General features: G+C 69.8%; 12 protein-coding genes. 5 read left to right on the forward strand and 7 right to left on the reverse strand.

The window, feature by feature from the left end; all coding sequences use genetic code 11:
* Window positions 1-35 precede the first annotated feature (35 nt).
* Window positions 36-491 carry a hypothetical protein gene (locus BM417_RS31910; RefSeq protein WP_143138880.1) on the forward strand — a complete coding sequence of 152 codons (456 nt, stop codon included), beginning with the start codon at window positions 36-38 and terminating at the stop codon, window positions 489-491.
* Here the strand turns inward: BM417_RS31910 and BM417_RS31915 are convergent.
* The 3 genes from BM417_RS31915 to BM417_RS31925 all read right to left on the reverse strand — a co-directional run bounded on the left by BM417_RS31915 (window position 460) and on the right by BM417_RS31925 (window position 3,646).
* Window positions 460-1,101 (reverse strand): hypothetical protein, encoded by a 642-nt coding sequence (locus BM417_RS31915; RefSeq protein ID WP_093602254.1) that lies wholly within the window; start codon window positions 1,099-1,101, stop codon window positions 460-462. The genes BM417_RS31910 and BM417_RS31915 overlap by 32 nt on opposite strands.
* Before the next feature lie 80 nt (window positions 1,102-1,181).
* Entirely contained in the window at window positions 1,182-2,225 is a 1,044-nt protein-coding gene (locus tag BM417_RS31920; RefSeq protein WP_093602256.1) for a potassium channel family protein, read from the reverse strand.
* Window positions 2,222-3,646: a M20/M25/M40 family metallo-hydrolase gene (locus tag BM417_RS31925; protein WP_245822292.1), complete on the reverse strand. Its 1,425-nt coding sequence runs from the start codon at window positions 3,644-3,646 to the stop codon at window positions 2,222-2,224. The genes BM417_RS31920 and BM417_RS31925 overlap by 4 nt, the downstream gene beginning before the upstream one ends.
* 62 nt (window positions 3,647-3,708) lie before the next feature.
* Here BM417_RS31925 and BM417_RS31930 point away from each other — a divergent pair, with 62 nt between their 5' ends.
* On the forward strand, window positions 3,709-4,089 hold the full coding sequence (locus BM417_RS31930; protein ID WP_093602260.1) for a DoxX family protein: 381 nt from the start codon (window positions 3,709-3,711) through the stop codon (window positions 4,087-4,089).
* A gap of 76 nt (window positions 4,090-4,165) precedes the next feature.
* Window positions 4,166-4,705, forward strand: coding sequence for a hypothetical protein (locus BM417_RS31935; RefSeq protein ID WP_177320709.1), 540 nt, complete (start codon window positions 4,166-4,168; stop codon window positions 4,703-4,705).
* 597 nt (window positions 4,706-5,302) lie between these two features.
* Here the strand turns inward: BM417_RS31935 and BM417_RS31940 are convergent.
* Together BM417_RS31940 and BM417_RS31945 are read right to left on the reverse strand one after the other, a co-directional pair.
* Window positions 5,303-8,656 (reverse strand): ATP-dependent helicase, encoded by a 3,354-nt coding sequence (locus tag BM417_RS31940; protein WP_093602264.1) that lies wholly within the window; start codon window positions 8,654-8,656, stop codon window positions 5,303-5,305.
* A 97-nt stretch (window positions 8,657-8,753) separates the two neighbouring features.
* Entirely contained in the window at window positions 8,754-11,891 is a 3,138-nt protein-coding gene (locus tag BM417_RS31945; RefSeq protein WP_093602266.1) for an ATP-dependent helicase, read from the reverse strand.
* A gap of 173 nt (window positions 11,892-12,064) precedes the next feature.
* Between BM417_RS31945 and BM417_RS31950 the strand changes: the two genes are divergently transcribed.
* Entirely contained in the window at window positions 12,065-13,012 is a 948-nt protein-coding gene (locus BM417_RS31950; RefSeq protein ID WP_093602268.1) for a chitinase, read from the forward strand.
* A 46-nt stretch (window positions 13,013-13,058) separates the two neighbouring features.
* Here BM417_RS31950 and BM417_RS31955 read toward each other — a convergent pair whose 3' ends face one another.
* Together BM417_RS31955 and BM417_RS31960 are read right to left on the reverse strand one after the other, a co-directional pair.
* Entirely contained in the window at window positions 13,059-15,068 is a 2,010-nt protein-coding gene (locus BM417_RS31955) for a putative bifunctional diguanylate cyclase/phosphodiesterase (protein WP_245822293.1), read from the reverse strand.
* A gap of 208 nt (window positions 15,069-15,276) precedes the next feature.
* A complete protein-coding gene (locus tag BM417_RS31960) occupies window positions 15,277-16,092 on the reverse strand; it encodes an SAM-dependent methyltransferase (RefSeq protein ID WP_093602758.1) in 816 nt (271 codons plus the stop codon).
* 164 nt (window positions 16,093-16,256) lie between these two features.
* On the opposite strand from BM417_RS31960, the gene BM417_RS31965 reads away from it, so the two are divergent.
* Complete coding sequence (locus BM417_RS31965) at window positions 16,257-17,570, forward strand: cytochrome P450 (RefSeq protein WP_093602272.1); 1,314 nt, start codon at window positions 16,257-16,259, stop codon at window positions 17,568-17,570.
* Window positions 17,571-17,582 lie beyond the last annotated feature (12 nt).

Here is a 17,582-nt window from a genome sequence, read left to right on the forward strand (position 1 = left end):
TCCACGCGGGCCGCCGCGTCTGCGAACATCGCAGTGTGGCGGTTCCGCGAAGCCCCGACAGATGGGTGTTCATCCTGCTGGTCGTCGGACTGGTCGGGATCGGGGTCGCGGTCGCGCTTTTGGTGCCCGCCAAGGTGCTGGGCGCCAAGGAACCCCCTAGACCCGTGACCGCGACCGTCGTCGAGAGCGGCTCGTGCGGCCAGGGCATGGACACCGTCGAGTGGGATGCCGGCGGCCAGAAGAAGCAGGCCAAGCTCGACGGCTGCGGTCACACCAAGGGCGAGACCGTCGAGATCATCAACACCGGTGGCGAGATGGTGTCCTCCGCCGCCTCCCTGCCCGTCGGACTTCCGGTCGGGCGCCGGCTCACCGCGCTGCTGTTGTGCATGGCAGCGCTGGCGGGCGGCTTCTACGCTTTTCTGTTCCGCTACGCGCCTCTGCGCGCGCCGGCCGTGCTGCCTACTCCTCGCCGAGCGGAGCTGACTTCCTGACGTCCGCGAGGATGCCGACCACGTCGCACGCCATGGCGGCCACGTCGTCGATCTGCTCGGCGAGGTCCATGTCGGTGAAGGTGAAGCAGGCGACGCCGTCGGCGATGTCCACGGCGGGCGGCTCGTACGACCTCAGCTGGGCGAGGACCTTCCGCTCGGTGTCTCCCGACAGGAGAGGCGCCAGGCTCCCCAGGATCCCGTAGCGCCTGGGGCCCTGGATCGGGTTCAGCTGCAGGTCTCCCGGCAGTTCCGGCGCGTCGACCGCCACCACGAGGCCCGGGACGAAGGCCCACCTGGTCGGGACGCCCTGATAGGTCCCGGCGACCCTCGACGAGGCGAAGACGGCGACCCACACGGCCCGCCCGTCGTGTGTTCCCGCCACCGCCGCGTGCCGCGTCCGGTCCATCTCGCCCATCCGCCCCGCCGGCACGTCCTCGTCGTCGGCGAGCCGCCGCCACCGGGAACTGCCCGCCTGGCGCCGGAGTGCGCCTGCGCCGACCGAGAGCGAGCGGGCCTGTGCGTTCTCCTGCCCGACGTTGATGATCGACGCCACGATGATCGTGATCAACACGAGGGCCCCGATCACCATCAGGACCTGCGGCAGATCCATGCGTCCTCCGAGGAACGTTCGCCGGCACGGCTCCCCGGTCGCGGGGAGCCCCTCATTGGACTACACGGCGTGCGCCGCTATCACTCTTCTCCGGGCGGAGTCACCTTCTTGACGTAGAGCAGCCGGTCGCCCGGCTCGATCGCGTCCGCCTCCGGAGCGTCCACCCGGAACAACGTCTTGCCCCGCACCACACCGAGCACGATGTCGGACAGGTGCCGCGGCGACCCGCCGATCTCGCTCTTCTCGACGTCCCGCTCGGCGATCGCGAGGCCCGCGTCCGGCGTGAGCAGGTCCTCGACCATCGCCACGACGGACGGCGTCGCGGTGGCCATGCCGAGCAGGCGACCGGCCGTCTCCGACGACACGACCACCGAGTCGGCGCCGGACTGCTTGAGCAGGTGCTCGTTCTCCCGCTCCCGCACCGACGCGACGATCTGCGCCTTGGGGGCGAGCTCGCGGGCCGTCAACGTCACCAGCACCGCCGTGTCGTCCCGGTTCGGGGCGACGACGATCGCACGCGCACGGGCCGCACCGGCCACCCTCAGCACGTCGTTGCGGGTACCGGACCCATGCACGGTCACGAGCCCGATGGCGGACGCCGCGTCGAGCGACTCCTGCACGGTGTCGACGACGACGATCGAGCCGGGCTCGACCCCGTCACCGAGCAGCGCGGCGACCGCCGAACGTCCCTTCGTGCCGTAACCGACGACCACCACGTGGTCCCGCACAACCCGCCTCCACTTTTGAATGCGCAACGCCTGACGGGAGCGCTCGGTGAGAACTTCGAGTGTCGTGCCGACCAGCACGATCAGGAACAGGACCCGCAACGGCGTGATGACCAGGACGTTGATCAGCCGCGCCGACGACGACGCGGGCGTGATGTCGCCGTAGCCGGTCGTCGAGAGAGACACCGTCGCGTAGTAGAACGCGTCGAGCAACGACACGCCGTCCTCGTTCACGTCGCGATAGCCGTCGCGGTCCAAGTAGACGATCAGCACCGCGAGCAGCAGCGCCGCCATCGCTCCGACAACGCGCTTGAGGATCGCGCGGGCCGGGCTCTGCGCCTGGTCCGGCATCCTGATCACGCCGACGAGCGAGTGCGACGCTTCCTCAGACAGGCTCATCGGGACAACCTCTTCGCGATTTCTGCTTTCGCAAGCATCCGCCACAGGTGAGCGGCCGCCTCCGCGCCTTTGAGGAGCAACGGCACCACTACGCGCTCGTTCGGCGCGTGGACGCGATCATCCGGCAAGGTCGCGCCGAGGTAGACGAGGGGCACCCCGAGCCGCTCCCGCAACACCGCGGCGGGTCCCGATCCGCCGGCCCGCGCGAACCGCACGGGCTGGTCGAAGGCGAGTTCCATGGCGTCCTTGACCGCCTCGTTCGCCGGGTCGTCCGGGCTGATCGCGTACGGCGGGACGCCCTCGCCGCGGAAGGTGACCACGGCCCTGATGCCGTTCGGCGTGTGCCGGGCGACGAACCGCTCGAGCTGGTCCCTGATCCTGTCCGGCCGCTGGTCGGGCACGAGCCGGAAGCTGATCTTCGCCGTGGCGGACGCCGGGACGATCGTCTTCAGGCCGGGGCCGGTGTAGCCGCCGCTGATGCCGTTGATCTCGGCGGTGGGCCGCACCCAGATCCGTTCGAACGTGCTGTAGCCGGTCTCACCGTGCGTCGCCTGGGCGCCGCCTCCGTTGTGCGCCAGCCACTTCCGTTCGTCGAACGGCAGCGCCGCGTAGTCCTCGCGTTCCCGCGCGGTCGGTTCCCGGACGTCGTCGTAGAAGCCTTCGAGCTGGATCCTGTTGTCGTCGTCGTGCAACGCGGCGACGAGTTTCGCGAGCGCCGTCGCGGGGTTCGGAATCGCGCCGCCCGCACGCCCGGAATGGACGTCATCGGTGCCGCCGAAGAACGTGATCTCGCCGCCGAGAACACCCCGTTGCCCGGTGTTGACCGTCGGCGCCTCGCGTTCGTGCAATGCCGTGTCGGTGAACACCACAAGATCACAGCCGAGTTCGTCGTGGTGATCTTCGAGGAGCTTTCGCAGATGCGGCGAACCCGATTCCTCCTCGCCTTCGACGAAGAGTTTCAGCGTGACGCTCGGCGCATTCTGTCCGGTGGCGGCCAGATGTGCTTTCACCGCGAGCAGGTGCATCGCGACCTGCCCCTTGTCGTCACTCGCGCCCCGCCCCCTGATCTCATCGCCGCTGATCACGGGCTCGAACGGCGGATGCTCCCACCGTTCGACCGGATCGACCGGCTGCACGTCGTGGTGCCCGTAAACGAGCACGGTCGGTGCGTCCGGATCCGCTGCGGGCCAGCACGCGAACACGGCGGGAAGGGCCGGCCCGTCACCCCAGATCGCGACCTCCGGCCACCCGTCCGCATGAAGCTGATCGGCGAGCCACTCGGCAGATCTCCGCACGTCAACGTGATGCCGGGGATCCACCCCGATGCTCGGAATCCTGATCCAGTCGCAGAGCCCGGCGACGAAGGAATCGGTCAGCGCGGCGACAGCGGCGCGTTCGGAATGACGAGAATCACCTGCCACGCCCGTGGAGAATAGGCCAGCCCCACCTCGCCTACGCGGCGTAGGCATGACAGGGTGACGCCATGGAACCAACCCGTTCCCGAGCGCGGTCGGCGCTGGCGCTCGCCGCACTGCTAGGCCTGGCCGGAGCCACCCACTTCACCAGGCCGAAGTACTACGACGCGATCGTCCCCCGCTCGTTGCCCGGCACCCCGAGGCAGTGGACGTACGTGTCAGGCGTGGCCGAACTCGCCGTGGCAGCGGCCGTGGCCACTCCCCGAACGCGCCGCATGGGCGGCTTCGCCGCCGCAGCGCTGTTCGTAGCCGTGTTTCCGGCAAACGTGAAAATGGCTCTGGATTTCCGGGACAAGTCGCCCAAAGCCCGCGCCATCGCCTACGGCCGCCTGCCGCTGCAGATCCCGCTCGTCGCATGGGCGTGGAAAGTCGCGAAACGCGCTCCATGACCACCCTGGGTAATCCTTAACCAAGTGTCCCGCAAACGCTGTCATTTTCCGCGCGAGGAACCTTAGGATGCGCCCTGTGCAATCGCTCCTTGAACGCGCCGCAACCGCGCTCGGCTGGGACGGAGTCGTCGTTCCCGACGTCGCCGTCCTGGGCCAGCAGGTGTCCGCGGTGGTGCGCTTGCTGCCCGAAGTGCACGAGTGGAGAACCGAGAACGGCTGGCCCCCGAGAGCCGACCCGTCCTGGTTCCGCTCGTGGTTCGAGCCAGACGCACACGACCGCCTCCCGGTGGCCGCAGTGGAACTGGTCGGCGTCCTGGTGAGCGAGTCCACCACGGACCGCGCCCTCCAGTCGTGCGGCACCCTCCTGACCCTGGCCCCGTGCGCGGTGATGCTCCCCCGCACCGAAGAGTCCCAGGCCTGGTCGTACATCGAACTCGACTACTACGGCATCGGCGTCGTGGTGGGCGACGACACCACCGCCGACCTCATGGTGCCGCCGGAGGACCGCTCGCCGGAGTTCGGGCCCTCGCTGTTCGGGCGGTGGCTGCTCGAGGTGCTCTACGAACGGGTGCTGAAGGCGTCGCACGCGCCGGCCAGCAGCAGCCCTCAGGCCTGACGCGCACGAGCCGACAGCCCTTCAGGCCTCGGCCACGCCTGCTGGCAGCGGCCTCAAGCATGAGCAGCCGCCCTCGCGTCTGAGCAACCGCAGCACGCCTCACGCGCACCAGGCGGCTGGCAGCGCCCCAGGGCCTCACGTGCACCAGCCGGCTGGCAGCACCCCAGGGCCTCACGTGCACCAGCCGGCCGCAGCCCTGAAGGCTTCGCGCGCGTCGGCCCCAAGTCCCCGAGCACGTCGGTCCCGAGGCCTCGCGCACCGCTCGGCAGCAGTCCCGATCCTGAGCAGCCGCAGCACGCGAGTCTGACAGCCGCAGCACCCCAAGTCTGAGCAGCCGCCGCGAGCAGCCGCTGCCCCCGCGCGCTTCCTTGTCACGCAACGAGTGAAACGCGTCTTCGGTTCCCGGCTATCCACAGGTTAGCCGACCGGACATAACCGCAGGTCAGACAGCCGCGGCCTGTGGACAACTCGCGATCATGGTCCACAGACTGATCAACTCACGCAGTCCGGAGCTCACGCAGTCCGGAGCTCACGCAGTCCGGCCGGCCGCAGGTCGCGCCCACGGGCCCGCCCACGCGGTCCGCAGCTCCCACGCCATCACGACTCCACGGACCGGATCAGGTCCTTCAAGCCCTGCTCCTCCAGCAGGTCCGCCGGCCGCACCGTGTGGTCGTGCCGCACGTAGTGGAAAGCGGCCCGCACCTGCTCCAACGGCGCGCCGACCAGAGCGGCCCAAGCCAGCCGGTACGCGGCAAGCTGCACCGACAGCGCGGGCAGGGCATCTGAGTCCGGGACGGCGCCGGTCTTCCAGTCGACGACGGTCCAGCCGTCCGGGTCGCGGTACACGGCGTCCATGCGGCCGCGTACCGAGATGCCGTCGAACTCCGCCTCGAACGGCACCTCCACGTCGTGCGGGGTGCGGTCTGCCCAGGCGCTGGCCAGGAACGACTCCTTCAGCCTCTCCAGGTCCGCGTCCGGGGCCGCGTCGGCGTCGCCGGCTCCGGGGAGTTCGTCGATGTCGAGAAGGCGGGTGGCTCCGAAGCGGTTCTCCAGCCACGTGTGGAAGGCGGTGCCTCGGCGGGCCAGCGGGTTCGGTGGGAACGGGAGTGGGCGGCGCAGGCGGCGGGCCAGCAGGTCCGGGTCCTTGGCCAGCTCCACGAGTTGTGAGACCGAGAGGTGGTCTGGGAGGGCTACCTGTTCGCGGCGGTTCTGCGAGGCGGCGCGTTCTGCCAGCAGCACGTCGACGTCGCGGGCCCAGCCTTCCGGGTCCTCGTCCAGAGGCATTTCCGGGTCGTCTGGGACCACGTCGTCGGGGAGTGGTTCGGGCTCCGGCGGGAAGTCGTCGTCCGGGGGCTCGTCGGTGGGGGGCGGGTAGTCCTCGTCCACCACCTCGGGCTCGTCGAAGATCAGCGGGAGTGGGGCCGGCGGGGCGTTGCGCAGAGCGTCCAGGGCTGAGAGGACCATCGTCGCGCCTTCGACCACGGCGTCGCGGCGTTTGCCGAGGGGGTCGGCCGGCCATTGCGAGGTCTTGACGTCTTCGGCCAGGGGGTTCGGGGTGTCCGCGTCGGGTTCCGGGGTCCAGACGGAGATGTCGCCCGGTGCGGTGTCGCGTTGCAGGACCTCGTGCATCTCCTGGAGGAACACCGACGGGCCCTTCGGCTTGTCGCCGGCCTCCGCCCACCAGTGGCCCGACATCAGCAGGCTGTGCTCGGCTCGGGTCACGCCGACGTAGAAGAGGCGGCGTTCCTCGACCAGGCGGCGGTCTTCGAACTCCTCCGCGTGGATCGTCAGCGCCTCGTCGACCTCCTTGCGGTTGTAGCCGGCGGACAGCTTCAACGTGGGCAGGTCGGCCGAGTCACCACGCAGTGGAGCCGGCAGTTCCGTTACGGACTTGAGCCAGCACGAGGACTTCTTGCGGCCCGGGAACACGTCGCGGACCAGGTGCGGCAGCGCGACGATCCGCCACTCCAGGCCCTTCGCCGAGTGGACGGTCAGGATCTGCACGCGGTCCTCGGAGACCTCCACCTCGCCGGGTTCCAGGCCGTCTTCCGCGTGCTCGGCGGTGTAGAGGTAGTCGAGCAACGACGGGAGCGTCGCGGACGGGGAGGCGGCGGCGAAGTCCGTCACGACGTCGGAGAACGCGTCCAGGTGCGCGCGGCCGACCATGCCGGGACGCGACATCGACTCGATGTCGAGCAGCAGCGTGCGTTCCACGTCGGCGACGAGTTCGGACAGCGGCTGGTCGAGCCTGCGCCGCAACGTCGCCAGCTCGCCGCCGAGCCGCCGGATTCGCCGGTAGCCGTCGGTGGAGTAGGCGTCGGGGTCGCCGGGGTCGTCCAGGGCGTCGGCGAGGCCTGCCTGTTCGGCGTGTTCGCCGGGCAACGCGTCCGCCAGGACCATCAGCGGATCGTCCACAACGGACTGTCGCGGTGCGACACCCGCCAGTTCGCGGGCCCGTGACCACAGAGCAGCAAGGTCGACGGCGGCCAGTCGCCAGCGCGAACCGGTCAGCAGCCGAGCGGCGGCGGTGCCCGCCAAGGGATCGACGAGAACTCGCAGAGCGGACACTAGGTCGCGCACCTCGGGTTCGTCCAGCAGGCCGCCGAGGCCGACCACCTCGACCGGCAGGCCGCGTTCGCGCAACGCCACGGCGATGGCGGCCATGTCCGAACGGCGGCGCACCAGCACGGCGGCGGTCGGCGGGACGCCCTCGGCGTCGAGGTGCGCTTCCCACTGCGCGGCGACGTTGTCCGCCATCCAGTCGAGCTCGGCGCGGATGTCGGTGTGCAGGGCGAGCCGGACGTCGCCAGGCCCCGCCCCCGGCCGAGCGCGCAGCTCCTCGACGTCCAGACCGGCCTCGCGCAGCGGCAACGACACGGCGTTCGCCAGTTCCAGGACCTCGGGCGGGTTGCGGAAACTGGTCAGCAGCCCGAACTTCCGCGTCGGCGGGAAGTCGTCGGCGAAGCGCGGCAGGTTCGCCGCGGACGCGCCGCGCCAGCCGTAGATGGCCTGCGCCGGGTCGCCCACCGACGTCACCGGCATCGGCTCGCCCTCGCCGAACAACGACCGCAGCAGCACGCGCTGCGCATGCCCGGTGTCCTGGTACTCGTCCAGCAGAACGGCGCCGTAGCGCTCACGTTCCCCGGTCGACACCTCGTCGAACGAGGCCAGCTGCGCCGCCAGCGACATCTGGTCCGCGAAGTCCAAAGCGGCCTCTTTGCGCTTGCGCTGCTGGTACGCGTCCAGCAACGGCAGCATCGCGACCCGCAACCGTTGCGCCGCAACGATTTCCTTCAGCTTCTCCGGCAACGCGTCCCGCTGGCGAGGTGCACGCGGCGCGTTCTCGATCAACGCGCACAGCTCAAGAGCGTGCGCCTCCAACGCCTCGGGCGTCACGAGGTGCTCGCCCAGCTCACCGGCCAGCGACAGCAGGTACCCGGTGACCGTCGCCGGCACCTTGTCCGTGTCGAGGTCCTTCGCCCACGTCGACACGACCCGGTGCGCGAGCTGCCACGACGCCGTCTGCGTCAGCAGCCGCACGCCGGGCTCCACCGGCAACCGGAGCCCGTGCTCGGTGACCAGGCGCCCCGCGTAGGCGTGATAGGTCAGCACGACGGGCTCGCCGGTCAGCACGGCCATCTTGCGCTCGCCGCTGGGATCGAGCTCGTCCAGCAGGGACGAGCCCGCCAGCCTGCGCAGCCGGGCACGCACGCGGTCCGCGAGCTGACGCGCGGCCTTGCGCGTAAAGGTCAGGCCGAGGACGCGATCGGGCAGCACGAGCCCGTTCGCGACCAGCCAGACGACCCTCGCGGCCATCGTCTCGGTCTTGCCCGCTCCTGCGCCGGCGATCACCAGCGCGGGCTGCGCGGGTGCGGCGATCACCTCGGCCTGCTCGGGAGTCGGCTTGTTCAGCCCGAGCGCCTCAGCGATCTCAAACGGGCTGACGGTCACCAGTACATCTTCCTACCCGGCTCACCAGCGGCCGCACCACCCGGGACGGTGTGTTCGCCGACAGTTCGGAAGCGAGAAACGCGCAGGTCAACAGTACTTACTCACTGACCTGTCGCCCGGACGGGTGGACCGGGCACGTCGTGCGCGCCGGGCAACGATCGCAGTCCGCGTTCTCCCGAGCCGTGTACTGCGGCCCGAGCACCGACTCAGCGGCACCCTGCACGACCTCCAGCCACGCCCGCACGCCCTGTTCGTCCAACGGCGCCTGGGTGCGTTCGACAGCTCCTGTCTTCTTGTCCTCCTTCGCCACGTAGAGCAGGCGGGCACCGCCCGGCTCGGTTCCGAGTCCGATGTGGGTGAAGCCGCCCAGCGACGACGCCAGCTGGTAGACGGCCAGCTGCGGATGCTCCTGCGACGCCTCGCGCGACACCGGGCTCTTGCCGGTCTTGAGGTCGATCACGACGGGGCGGCCGTCCTCGTCGTGTTCGAGACGGTCGACTCGGCCCCTGACCTGCAACCACGGCCCGCCGTCGCGCTTGGGCACCTCGACGACCATCTCCTCCTCGACCGCGACCTGCGTGAGCTGGCTGCGGCTCATCGTCAGCCACGCGAGGAACGTGTCGAGCATCTTCTCCACGCGCAGACGTTCGCGGCGGGAGAACCACGGGGCGCCCGCGTCCACCGCGGCCCACGCCTCGTCCAGCTTCACCCGCAGCTGCGCGGAGTCCGCTCCCGAGGCCGCGGCCTGCGCCAGCGCGTGGACCAGCGTGCCCGTCACCGAGGCCAGCTCGGCCGGGTCCTGGCCGCCGTGCCGCTCCACGACCCAGCGCAGCGGGCACTTCGTGATCACCTCGATGGTCGACGGCGTCACGCTGACCTTCTGGTCTTCCGTCCACAGTGGAGCGTCGATGGACACCTCCGCCAGGCCGTACCAGGACTCCGGGTGCGCACCGGGCACGCCCGCCTCCGCCAGCCGGGCCAGCTGCTCGGCGGCCCGGGACCGGCGATCGGGGTCCTCGGTGTCCGAACACACCACCCGGCGCAGCTCGCCGACCAGTTCGCCCAGCACCAGGCCGCGCTGCGGCCGGTGCAGCTTCCGTTCGTCCTCAGCGGACGACTCGATCTCGTCCAGGAACCGCGACGGCTGCTCGTCCTCGCCCCGCACAGCGCTGATCAGCAGCTTCGACCGGGCCCGCGAGGCCGCGACCAGCAGCAACCGGCGTTCCTCCGCCAGGATCGGCGCCACCGCCGACACCGAGGGCTCCATCCCGGCCAGCACGTCCACCATGCGTTCGACGCCCAGAACCGTGCCGCGCAGCCGCAAATCAGGCCAGCTGCCCTCCTGCACACCGGGCACCGCGACGACCTCCCACTCGCGCCCGGCCGCCGAGTGCGCCGTCAGCACGGACACCGCCTCCCCGGTCGGGGCGGAGGCGGCCAGCGTGTCGCCCACGATCCGTTGCGACTCCAGGTAGTCCGCGAACCCGGCGACCCCCGACCCCGGCAGCCGGTCGACGTACTTCGCGGCCGCCTCGAACAACGCCACGATCGCGTCGAGGTCGCGGTCCGCCTGCATGCCCGGCATCCCGCGCCGGGCCGACTGCGCCACCCAGCGATCCTGCAGGCCGGTCGCGGTCCACAGGTCCCACAGCACGACCTCGACGGACTTCCCCGCCTCGATCGCCTTGCGCGCCAACGCCAGCAGGTGCCCGATCCGCCGCGCGGGCAACGACTCCGCGTCCTCCAGCGCCGCCAGCCGGTCCGCGGTCTCCACGACCTCGACCAGCAGGTCACCGCTCGGCCTGTCCCCGCCCGCCGCCATCTCCAGCCGCCGCAGACCACGCCGCAACCGCCGCAACGCCAACGGATCCGCGCCGCCGTAGGACGACGACAGCAACATGGCCGCCGTGTCCTCGTCCAACGTTCCAGGCGCGGCCGCGGCACGAACCAAGGCGAGCAACGGACGTACGGAAGGCTGCTGCGCCAACGGCAACTCGTCCGACGCCACGGACACCGGCACACCGGCGGCGAGCAAAGCCCGTTGCAGCACCGGCAAGGACAACGTCGCCGACCGCACCACCACGGCCATCTGCGACCACGGCACCTCATCGGCCAGGTGGGAGCGCCGCAACTGGTCCGCCACCCACGTCGCCTCCTGCGCGGACGACGCGAGCAACCTCACCTGCACGGACCCCTCACCCTCGACCGGCTCCACCAGGCGCGCAGGAGAAGCACCGGGCAGACGGGCCGCCAGCCGGGCCACCGCGTCCCGGACCTCGGGCATCATCCGGTGCGACTGCCGCAGCACCACGGTCTCGCCGTCGGCGTCCCGCAGGATCTCCGGGTCGGCGCCGCGGAACGTGAAGATCGCCTGGTCCGGATCGCCGGCCAGCACGAACCGCGCGGCCCCCGACCCGAGCGAGCGGATCAGCGAGTACTGCATCGGATCGAGGTGCTGCGCGTCATCTACCAGCAGGTACCGCACGCGCCGCCGTTCGCCGAACAGCAGGTCCTCGTCGTTCACGAACGCCGCGTAGGCCGACGACACCAGCTCGGCCGCGTCGTAGGCGGGGGCGTACGCCGTCGCGGAGTCCATGCCGGACAGCAGGTTCACCGCCTCGTACTGCGCCCCGAACCGCCCGGCGGCCACCCACTCGTCCCGCCCGTGCTGCTCGCCGAGCTCGATCAGGTCCTCCGGCCCGAGACCGCGTTCCGCCGCCCGCAGCAGCAGATCCCGCAGCTCGTGGGCGAACCCCGGCAGCTCCAGCGCCGGCCGCAACCGCTCCGGCCACTTCAACGCGCCCAGCTCGACGTCACCGGCGAGCAGTTCGCGCACCATCGCGTCCTGATCCGGCCCGGACAGCAACCGCGGCGGCGGCTCGTCGAGCAGCACCGCCTGGTTGCGCAGCACCGCGAACGCGTAGGAGTGCACGGTCCGCACCAACGGCTCGCGAATCGCCGACAGATGTCCCGTCAACAGCTGCGTGATCTGCGCGCGCAACGCCACGGACGCGCGCCTGTTCGCCGTCAGCACGAGGACGTTCTCGGGATCGGCCCCGTGCTCCAGCACGACGTGCGCGGCCAGTTCGGCGAGCAACGTCGTCTTGCCGGTGCCGGGCCCGCCGAGCACCCGGACAAAGCCCTCGTGCTCGAAGACCCGCTGGGCAGCGGCGTCCCACCGGGGACGCGGGCGCGTCTCCGGCTTCCGGCGGACCAGCTGGGGTGGAAGTGGCACGACTCGATTGCACCACGCGGCACCGACAAGATCGTCAAAGCCTGCCGGACGAGGCGCGGCCGATTTCGTCTACCTTCTTGACAGATAGTGATGGTCTAGTCCATTTTTGAAGACGTTGTGAGCCCCCTCACTGCCAGCTCCGCCGCCCTGGACCGAGCAGTCTTGGAGGACTGATGAAGCGGTTCCTCGTCGGCGCTGTCGCTGCCACGTGCGCGGCGATCATGCTGCCCACGACCGCACAGGCGGCCGTCAACCCCGTGCTCGCGGCTCCGTACCTCTACCAGTGGGGTGGTCAGCCCAACCCCGCCACGGTGATGCAGCAGACGGGCATCAAGTCGTTCACCCTCGCGTTCATCCTGAGCGACGGCACCTGCAACCCGAAGTGGGACGGCAGCCGCTCGCTGACCGGGTCGGACAAGACCCTGATCAACAACATCCGCGCGGCCGGCGGTGACGCGGTGCCGTCGATCGGCGGCTGGTCCGGCAACAAGCTCGGCCAGTTCTGCAGTTCCGCCAGTGCGCTCGCGGGCGCCTATCAGAAGGTGATCGACGCCTACGCGCTCAAGGCGATCGACATCGACATCGAGGCGGCGGAGTTCGAGAACAACACCACGCAGGACCGGGTCCTCGGCGCGCTGAAGATCATCAAGCAGAACAACCCCGGTGTGAAGACGGTCGTCACCATGCCGACCGACCGCACCGGCCCGAACTCCTGGGGCAAGCGCCTGATCACGCGGGCCAAGGAACTCGGCGCGCCGATCGACACGTGGGCCGTCATGCCGTTCGACTGGGGCAGCGGCGGTGACATGTTCGCGTACACCAAGAGCGCCGTCGACGGCCTGAAGAACCACGTCAAGTCGACGTTCGGCCTCACGGACGACGCGGCGTACCGGCGCAGCGGCCTGTCGTCGATGAACGGCAAGACCGACACCGGCGAGACCGTCACCCCGCAGAACTTCCGCGACATCGTGGCCTGGTCGAACTCCAAGCACCTGTCGCGCGTCTCGTTCTGGGCCGTGAACCGGGACCGCGGTAACTGCGGGGCAATGAGCTCCTCATGCAGCGGCATCAACCAGCAGACCTACGAATTCACCAAGGCGCTGGCCAGGTTCACTGGCTAGACCACGAACTCCTCCGGTGGCCGGACGTGACCCCGACCCCGTCCGGTCACCGGAGTTCCAAACCCTCCAGGAACTCACCAGGCTCACGGGCCGCCCCGAAGTGGTCGCCGGTCGCGAAGTCCGCACCGGCGTCACGCCACCACTGAGCCTGCTCCGCGCCGCCGATCCCGTCGACCACGACCGTCACACCGGCCTGCCGCACCAACGGCAGCAGCGCCGCGACGTACGGAGAGCGGCGCTCAACCAGATCCCGAGCCACCCGCACCGACTTCACCGGCAGATCGGCCACCACAGCCGGATCCAGCGGCCCCAGGCCGAAGTCGTCGAGCACGATGTGGACACCCATGCCCGCAAGCGTCGCGAGGTTGTCCGCGGCGTCGGTCAGCGACAGCACCCCGGCGGGCATGCCGATCGCCAGGCCCTCGACCGGCAGACTCGTCTCCTCCAGCACGCCGACCATGCGGGAGACCAGGTCCGCGTCGGACGACTGGTGCGCGGTGAGACGGACGGCCAGCAGCCGGTCGAACTGGCCACGCTGCCGCCACCACACAGACTGACCGGCGGCGACGCGGAACAGCCACTCGCCGAGCGGCAGCATCAGCCCGGTCTGCTCGGCCAGGCCCGCGACCCGGTCGTGCTCCAGCACGCCGGACTCCGGCCGGTCCCAGCGCAGTCCGGCCTCGACGCCGGTGACCACGCCGTCGGCCAGCCGCACGATCGGCCGGTACCGCACGGTGATCTCGCCGTTCTCCCACGCGCCCGGCATCGTCACGGCCATCGCGTGGTCACGGCGTTCCTCAGCGTCCTGGCCCGTGTGGAAGACCTCCCACTGGCCACGCCTGCGCACCTTGGCCCTGCGCAGCGCCGTGTCCGCCGCGCGCAGCAGGTCCACCGGCTCCATGTCGCTCGACGGCCGGTGCACGACCCCGGCGCTCACCGACACCGCGAGCCCGTGACCGTCCACATAGGTCGGTTCGTTCAGGTCGTCGTTGATGCTCTTCATGATCGTGCCGATGGACGGCGTGTTCGCGTTGTTCTCCACGAGGAGCGCGAGCTCGTCGCCGTCGAACCGGGCGATCATGGCCTTCTCGCCGGCCATCAGCACCCGCAGCCGCTGGGCGACGTGCTGGAGCAGCCGTTCGGCGACCCGGCCGCCGAAGCTGTTGCACACCATGCCGAACGCGTCGAGGTCGAGGTGCAGGACGGTGATGCCGTGCGCGGGATCGGCCCTGCGCAGCGCGATCTCCAGCTGGGTGGTGAAGAACTGGCGGTTCGGCAGCCCGGTCAGCACGTCGTGCAGCGCCTGCCGCTTGAGCTCGCTCTGCAGCAACGCCAGTTCGGTGCCGTCCTCGACCACCACGACGAAGTGCATCGGCTTGTTGTCGGCACCGCGCAGCAGCGACGCCGTCAGCGTGACCCGCGCGGACTCGCCGTCCTTGCGCAGCAACCGTTGCGACTGCCGGACGCGGTCGACGACACCGCCGGCGAGCTCGGTCATCGCCTCCCGCAGCATCTCGGTGAAGGCGGGCTCGATCAGGTCGAGCAGCGGCGTGCCGGTGAGCTCGTCCGAGGTGAGCCCGAGGATCTGGCCGATGGCCCCGTTCACCTGGCGCAGCCGGCCGTCGAGGTCGACGATCAGCACGCCGTTGGTGGACGCGGTGACCACCTCGTTGAACCGGGCCTCGCTCTCCCTGAGGTTCCAGTTCGCGTCGCGGACCGCCTTGAGCAACGAGCGCTGCATGCTCTCCTGCTGCGCGAGCACCGACTCGGCGTTGGCCGCGGTGAAGCCGGCGCCGAGCGCGCCCATCGCGAGCGCGATCCGTTCCGCGTATCGCTGCACCGGCTGGAACTCCGGCAGCGCGAGCAGCCCCTTGCCGAGCACCTCGCTCGTGCAGCGCAGCCCGAACTTCCCGAGGTGACCTAGCGTCGCCAAATCAGCGCCGGCGACCTCGATCGGGGCAGTGACGAACGGTTCTTCGTGCAACATCGAACACAACGCGTCGAGCCGGATGCTCAGTTCCTGGTCGAGATCTTCGCGTCCCAGCGGAATGGCCACCGCTCCGAGCAGGCGATATGACCATTTGCGGGCAAGAGTCATCCGCGCCCGCGCATTGTCCTGAGGCGAGGGCGTTACACCAGGGATTCGACCCGGGTTGGACATTCGGGCAGCCTCGCAAAGGCTCGGAGGTCCCGGCAGTTTACCCACGCACAGTCGCTCACGCCTCAACCGGCCGCGTGAATCAACTTCACACCATCGATAATCGTTATGGCTTCCGTCCGACGCCGGCGAACGCGATCTTGTTCACCGCCGGATCATCCGAGATGTCGCCAGGACCGGCAGGTCGCCATTCGGCGTACTTGACCAGTCCGGGCTCGACCAGTTCGAAATCACCGAAGAAGCCCTCGATCTCGTCGCGGTCGCGATAGGTGACGGCGCCGCCGCCCGACTTGCTCATCCTGTCGGTCACGGCCCTGGCCTCGTCGTTGACGTGGTCGCCGGCCATGTGCGAGATCGCCAGGTAGCTCCCGCTGGGCAGGGCCTCCCGGTAGCGCTTGAGCAGGCTCTGCGGATCGGCCTCGTTCGGCACCCAGTGCACCATGAACAGCATCAGCAGCCCGACCGGCTGGTCCAGGTCGAGCAGCCGGTTCAGCTCACCGCTGTTCAGGATGCTCTCCGGATCGCGCATGTCGGCCTGCAGCACGCCGACCCGGTCGTTGCCGGCGACGATCAGCTCGCCGTGCGCGACGGCGACGGGATCGCGGTCCACGTACAGGACGCGGCACTCGGGCGCCTCCTCCTGCGCGACCTCGTGCACGTTGGCCACGGTCGGGATGCCCGAGCCGATGTCCAGGAACTGGCGCACGCCCTGCTCGGTCATGAACCGCACCGCGCGGCGCAGGAAGGCCCGGTTGAGCCTGGCCGCGCTGCGGGAGTGCGGCATCATCTGCTCGGCCTTGTCGCCCATCACGCGGTCGACCGCGAAGTTGTGCGCACCCCCGAGCAGGTAGTCGTAGACCCGCGCCGCACTGGGCACGGAAACATCCACGCTCTGTGGAATCCAGTTCTGCTCGCTGGACACGGGGATCACCCTCTTCAGGTTGCGGACGCACTAGCTTAGTCATGCACAAAGCGCACTCGACTACGCCGCAAGTGTGAACGCACGCCACCCGATCGGGCACTGTCACTCTGCCCCGAACGACTCATAGGGTGGCCCGATCTCTTTCCGCCTCGCGAGGAGCGAAGATGTCCGTCCCGGTGGCACCCGGCAGGCTGCCATTTCTCGGGCATTCGTTGCCTATGCTCAGGAAAAGATTCGCATTCACCGGGAATCTGCGAGGTCAGGGTGATCTCGTCGAAGTCCACTTAGGGCCGATGCGGACCTATTTCGTCGCCAGCCCGAAGTTGACGCATCAGGTGCTCGTCACCGACGCGCCGAAGTTCCACAAAGGCCGGATGTACGACAAGTTCCGCCCGTTCGTCGGCAACGGCCTGGCATTGTCGAACGGGGCTTTCCACCTGCGCCAGCGCCGGATGATGCAGCCGGCGTTCCACCGCGACCGGATCGCGGGCTACGCGGAGATCATGTCCCGCGCGGCGCTCGACCTGCTGGACGGCTGGCGGCCCGGCGAGGTGCGGCAGCTGGAGGCCGACATGCAGGGCCTCGCCGTCACGATCGTCGGCGAGTCGCTGTTCTCCACCGAGATCGGTGAGAAGGCGATCGACGAGGCCCGCCGGTCGGTCTTCGTGATCATCAAGAACGGCATCCTGCGCGCGCTCTCGCCGGGGTTCGTCGAGAAGCTGCCCATTCCGGCCAACCGCGAGTTCGACGAGGCCATCGCCCGGATGCGCGCCATCGTGCACGAGGTCATCGAGAGCCGGCGCGACGATGACACCGACCACGGCGACCTGCTGACGATGCTGCTGGCCGCCAGGGATCCCGAGACCGGCGAACCGATGACCGACGAGCAGGTCTTCGACGAGGTCGTCACGCTGCTGACCGCGGGGATCGAGACCACCGCGCTGGCACTGGCCTGGATCTTCCACGAGATCGCCGCCAACCCCGAGGTGGAGCAACGGGTTCAGGCGGAGATCGACGACGTGCTGGCCGGGCGTCAGGTGACGATCGACGACGTGCCGAAGCTGACGTACCTCGGCCAGGTGGCGAACGAGGTCCTGCGCAAGTACCCGCTCTGGCTCGTCATGCGCCGCACGGCCGAGGAGGTCGAGCTCGGCGGCGCCGTCCTGGCACCGGGCACCGAGGTGATCCTCAGCCCGTACACGATGCACCACGACCCCGCGCACTTCCCGGACCCCGAGCGCTTCGACCCGGACCGCTGGACGCCCGAACGCGCCGCGCTGCTGCCGAAGGGCGCGTACGTCCCGTTCGGCGGCGGCGTCCACCAGTGCATCGGAAACCACTTCGCGCTGACCGAGATCGCCATCGTGGTGGCGACGGTCTGCTCGCGTTACCGGCTGGTCCCCGACCGGCCCGTGCGCACCAAGTTCACCAATGCGGCCTACCCCAACGACCTGATGATGAAGGTCGTCCCCCGCTAGCTGGAGGTTGTT

Source organism: Lentzea waywayandensis (genome assembly GCF_900115955.1).
In the GTDB taxonomy this organism is placed as follows: Bacteria; Actinomycetota; Actinomycetes; order Mycobacteriales; family Pseudonocardiaceae; genus Lentzea; species Lentzea waywayandensis.

What these genes read in the sequence shown, in the direction of transcription:
- BM417_RS31915 (WP_093602254.1), bottom strand. Translation starts at nt 1,101, where the DNA reads ATGGATCTGCCGCAGGTCCTGATGGTGATCGGGGCCCTCGTGTTGATC.
- BM417_RS31920 (WP_093602256.1), bottom strand. Translation starts at nt 2,225, where the DNA reads ATGAGCCTGTCTGAGGAAGCGTCGCACTCGCTCGTCGGCGTGATCAGG.
- BM417_RS31930 (WP_093602260.1), top strand. Translation starts at nt 3,709, where the DNA reads ATGGAACCAACCCGTTCCCGAGCGCGGTCGGCGCTGGCGCTCGCCGCA.
- BM417_RS31950 (WP_093602268.1), top strand. Translation starts at nt 12,065, where the DNA reads ATGAAGCGGTTCCTCGTCGGCGCTGTCGCTGCCACGTGCGCGGCGATC.
- BM417_RS31965 (WP_093602272.1), top strand. Translation starts at nt 16,257, where the DNA reads ATGTCCGTCCCGGTGGCACCCGGCAGGCTGCCATTTCTCGGGCATTCG.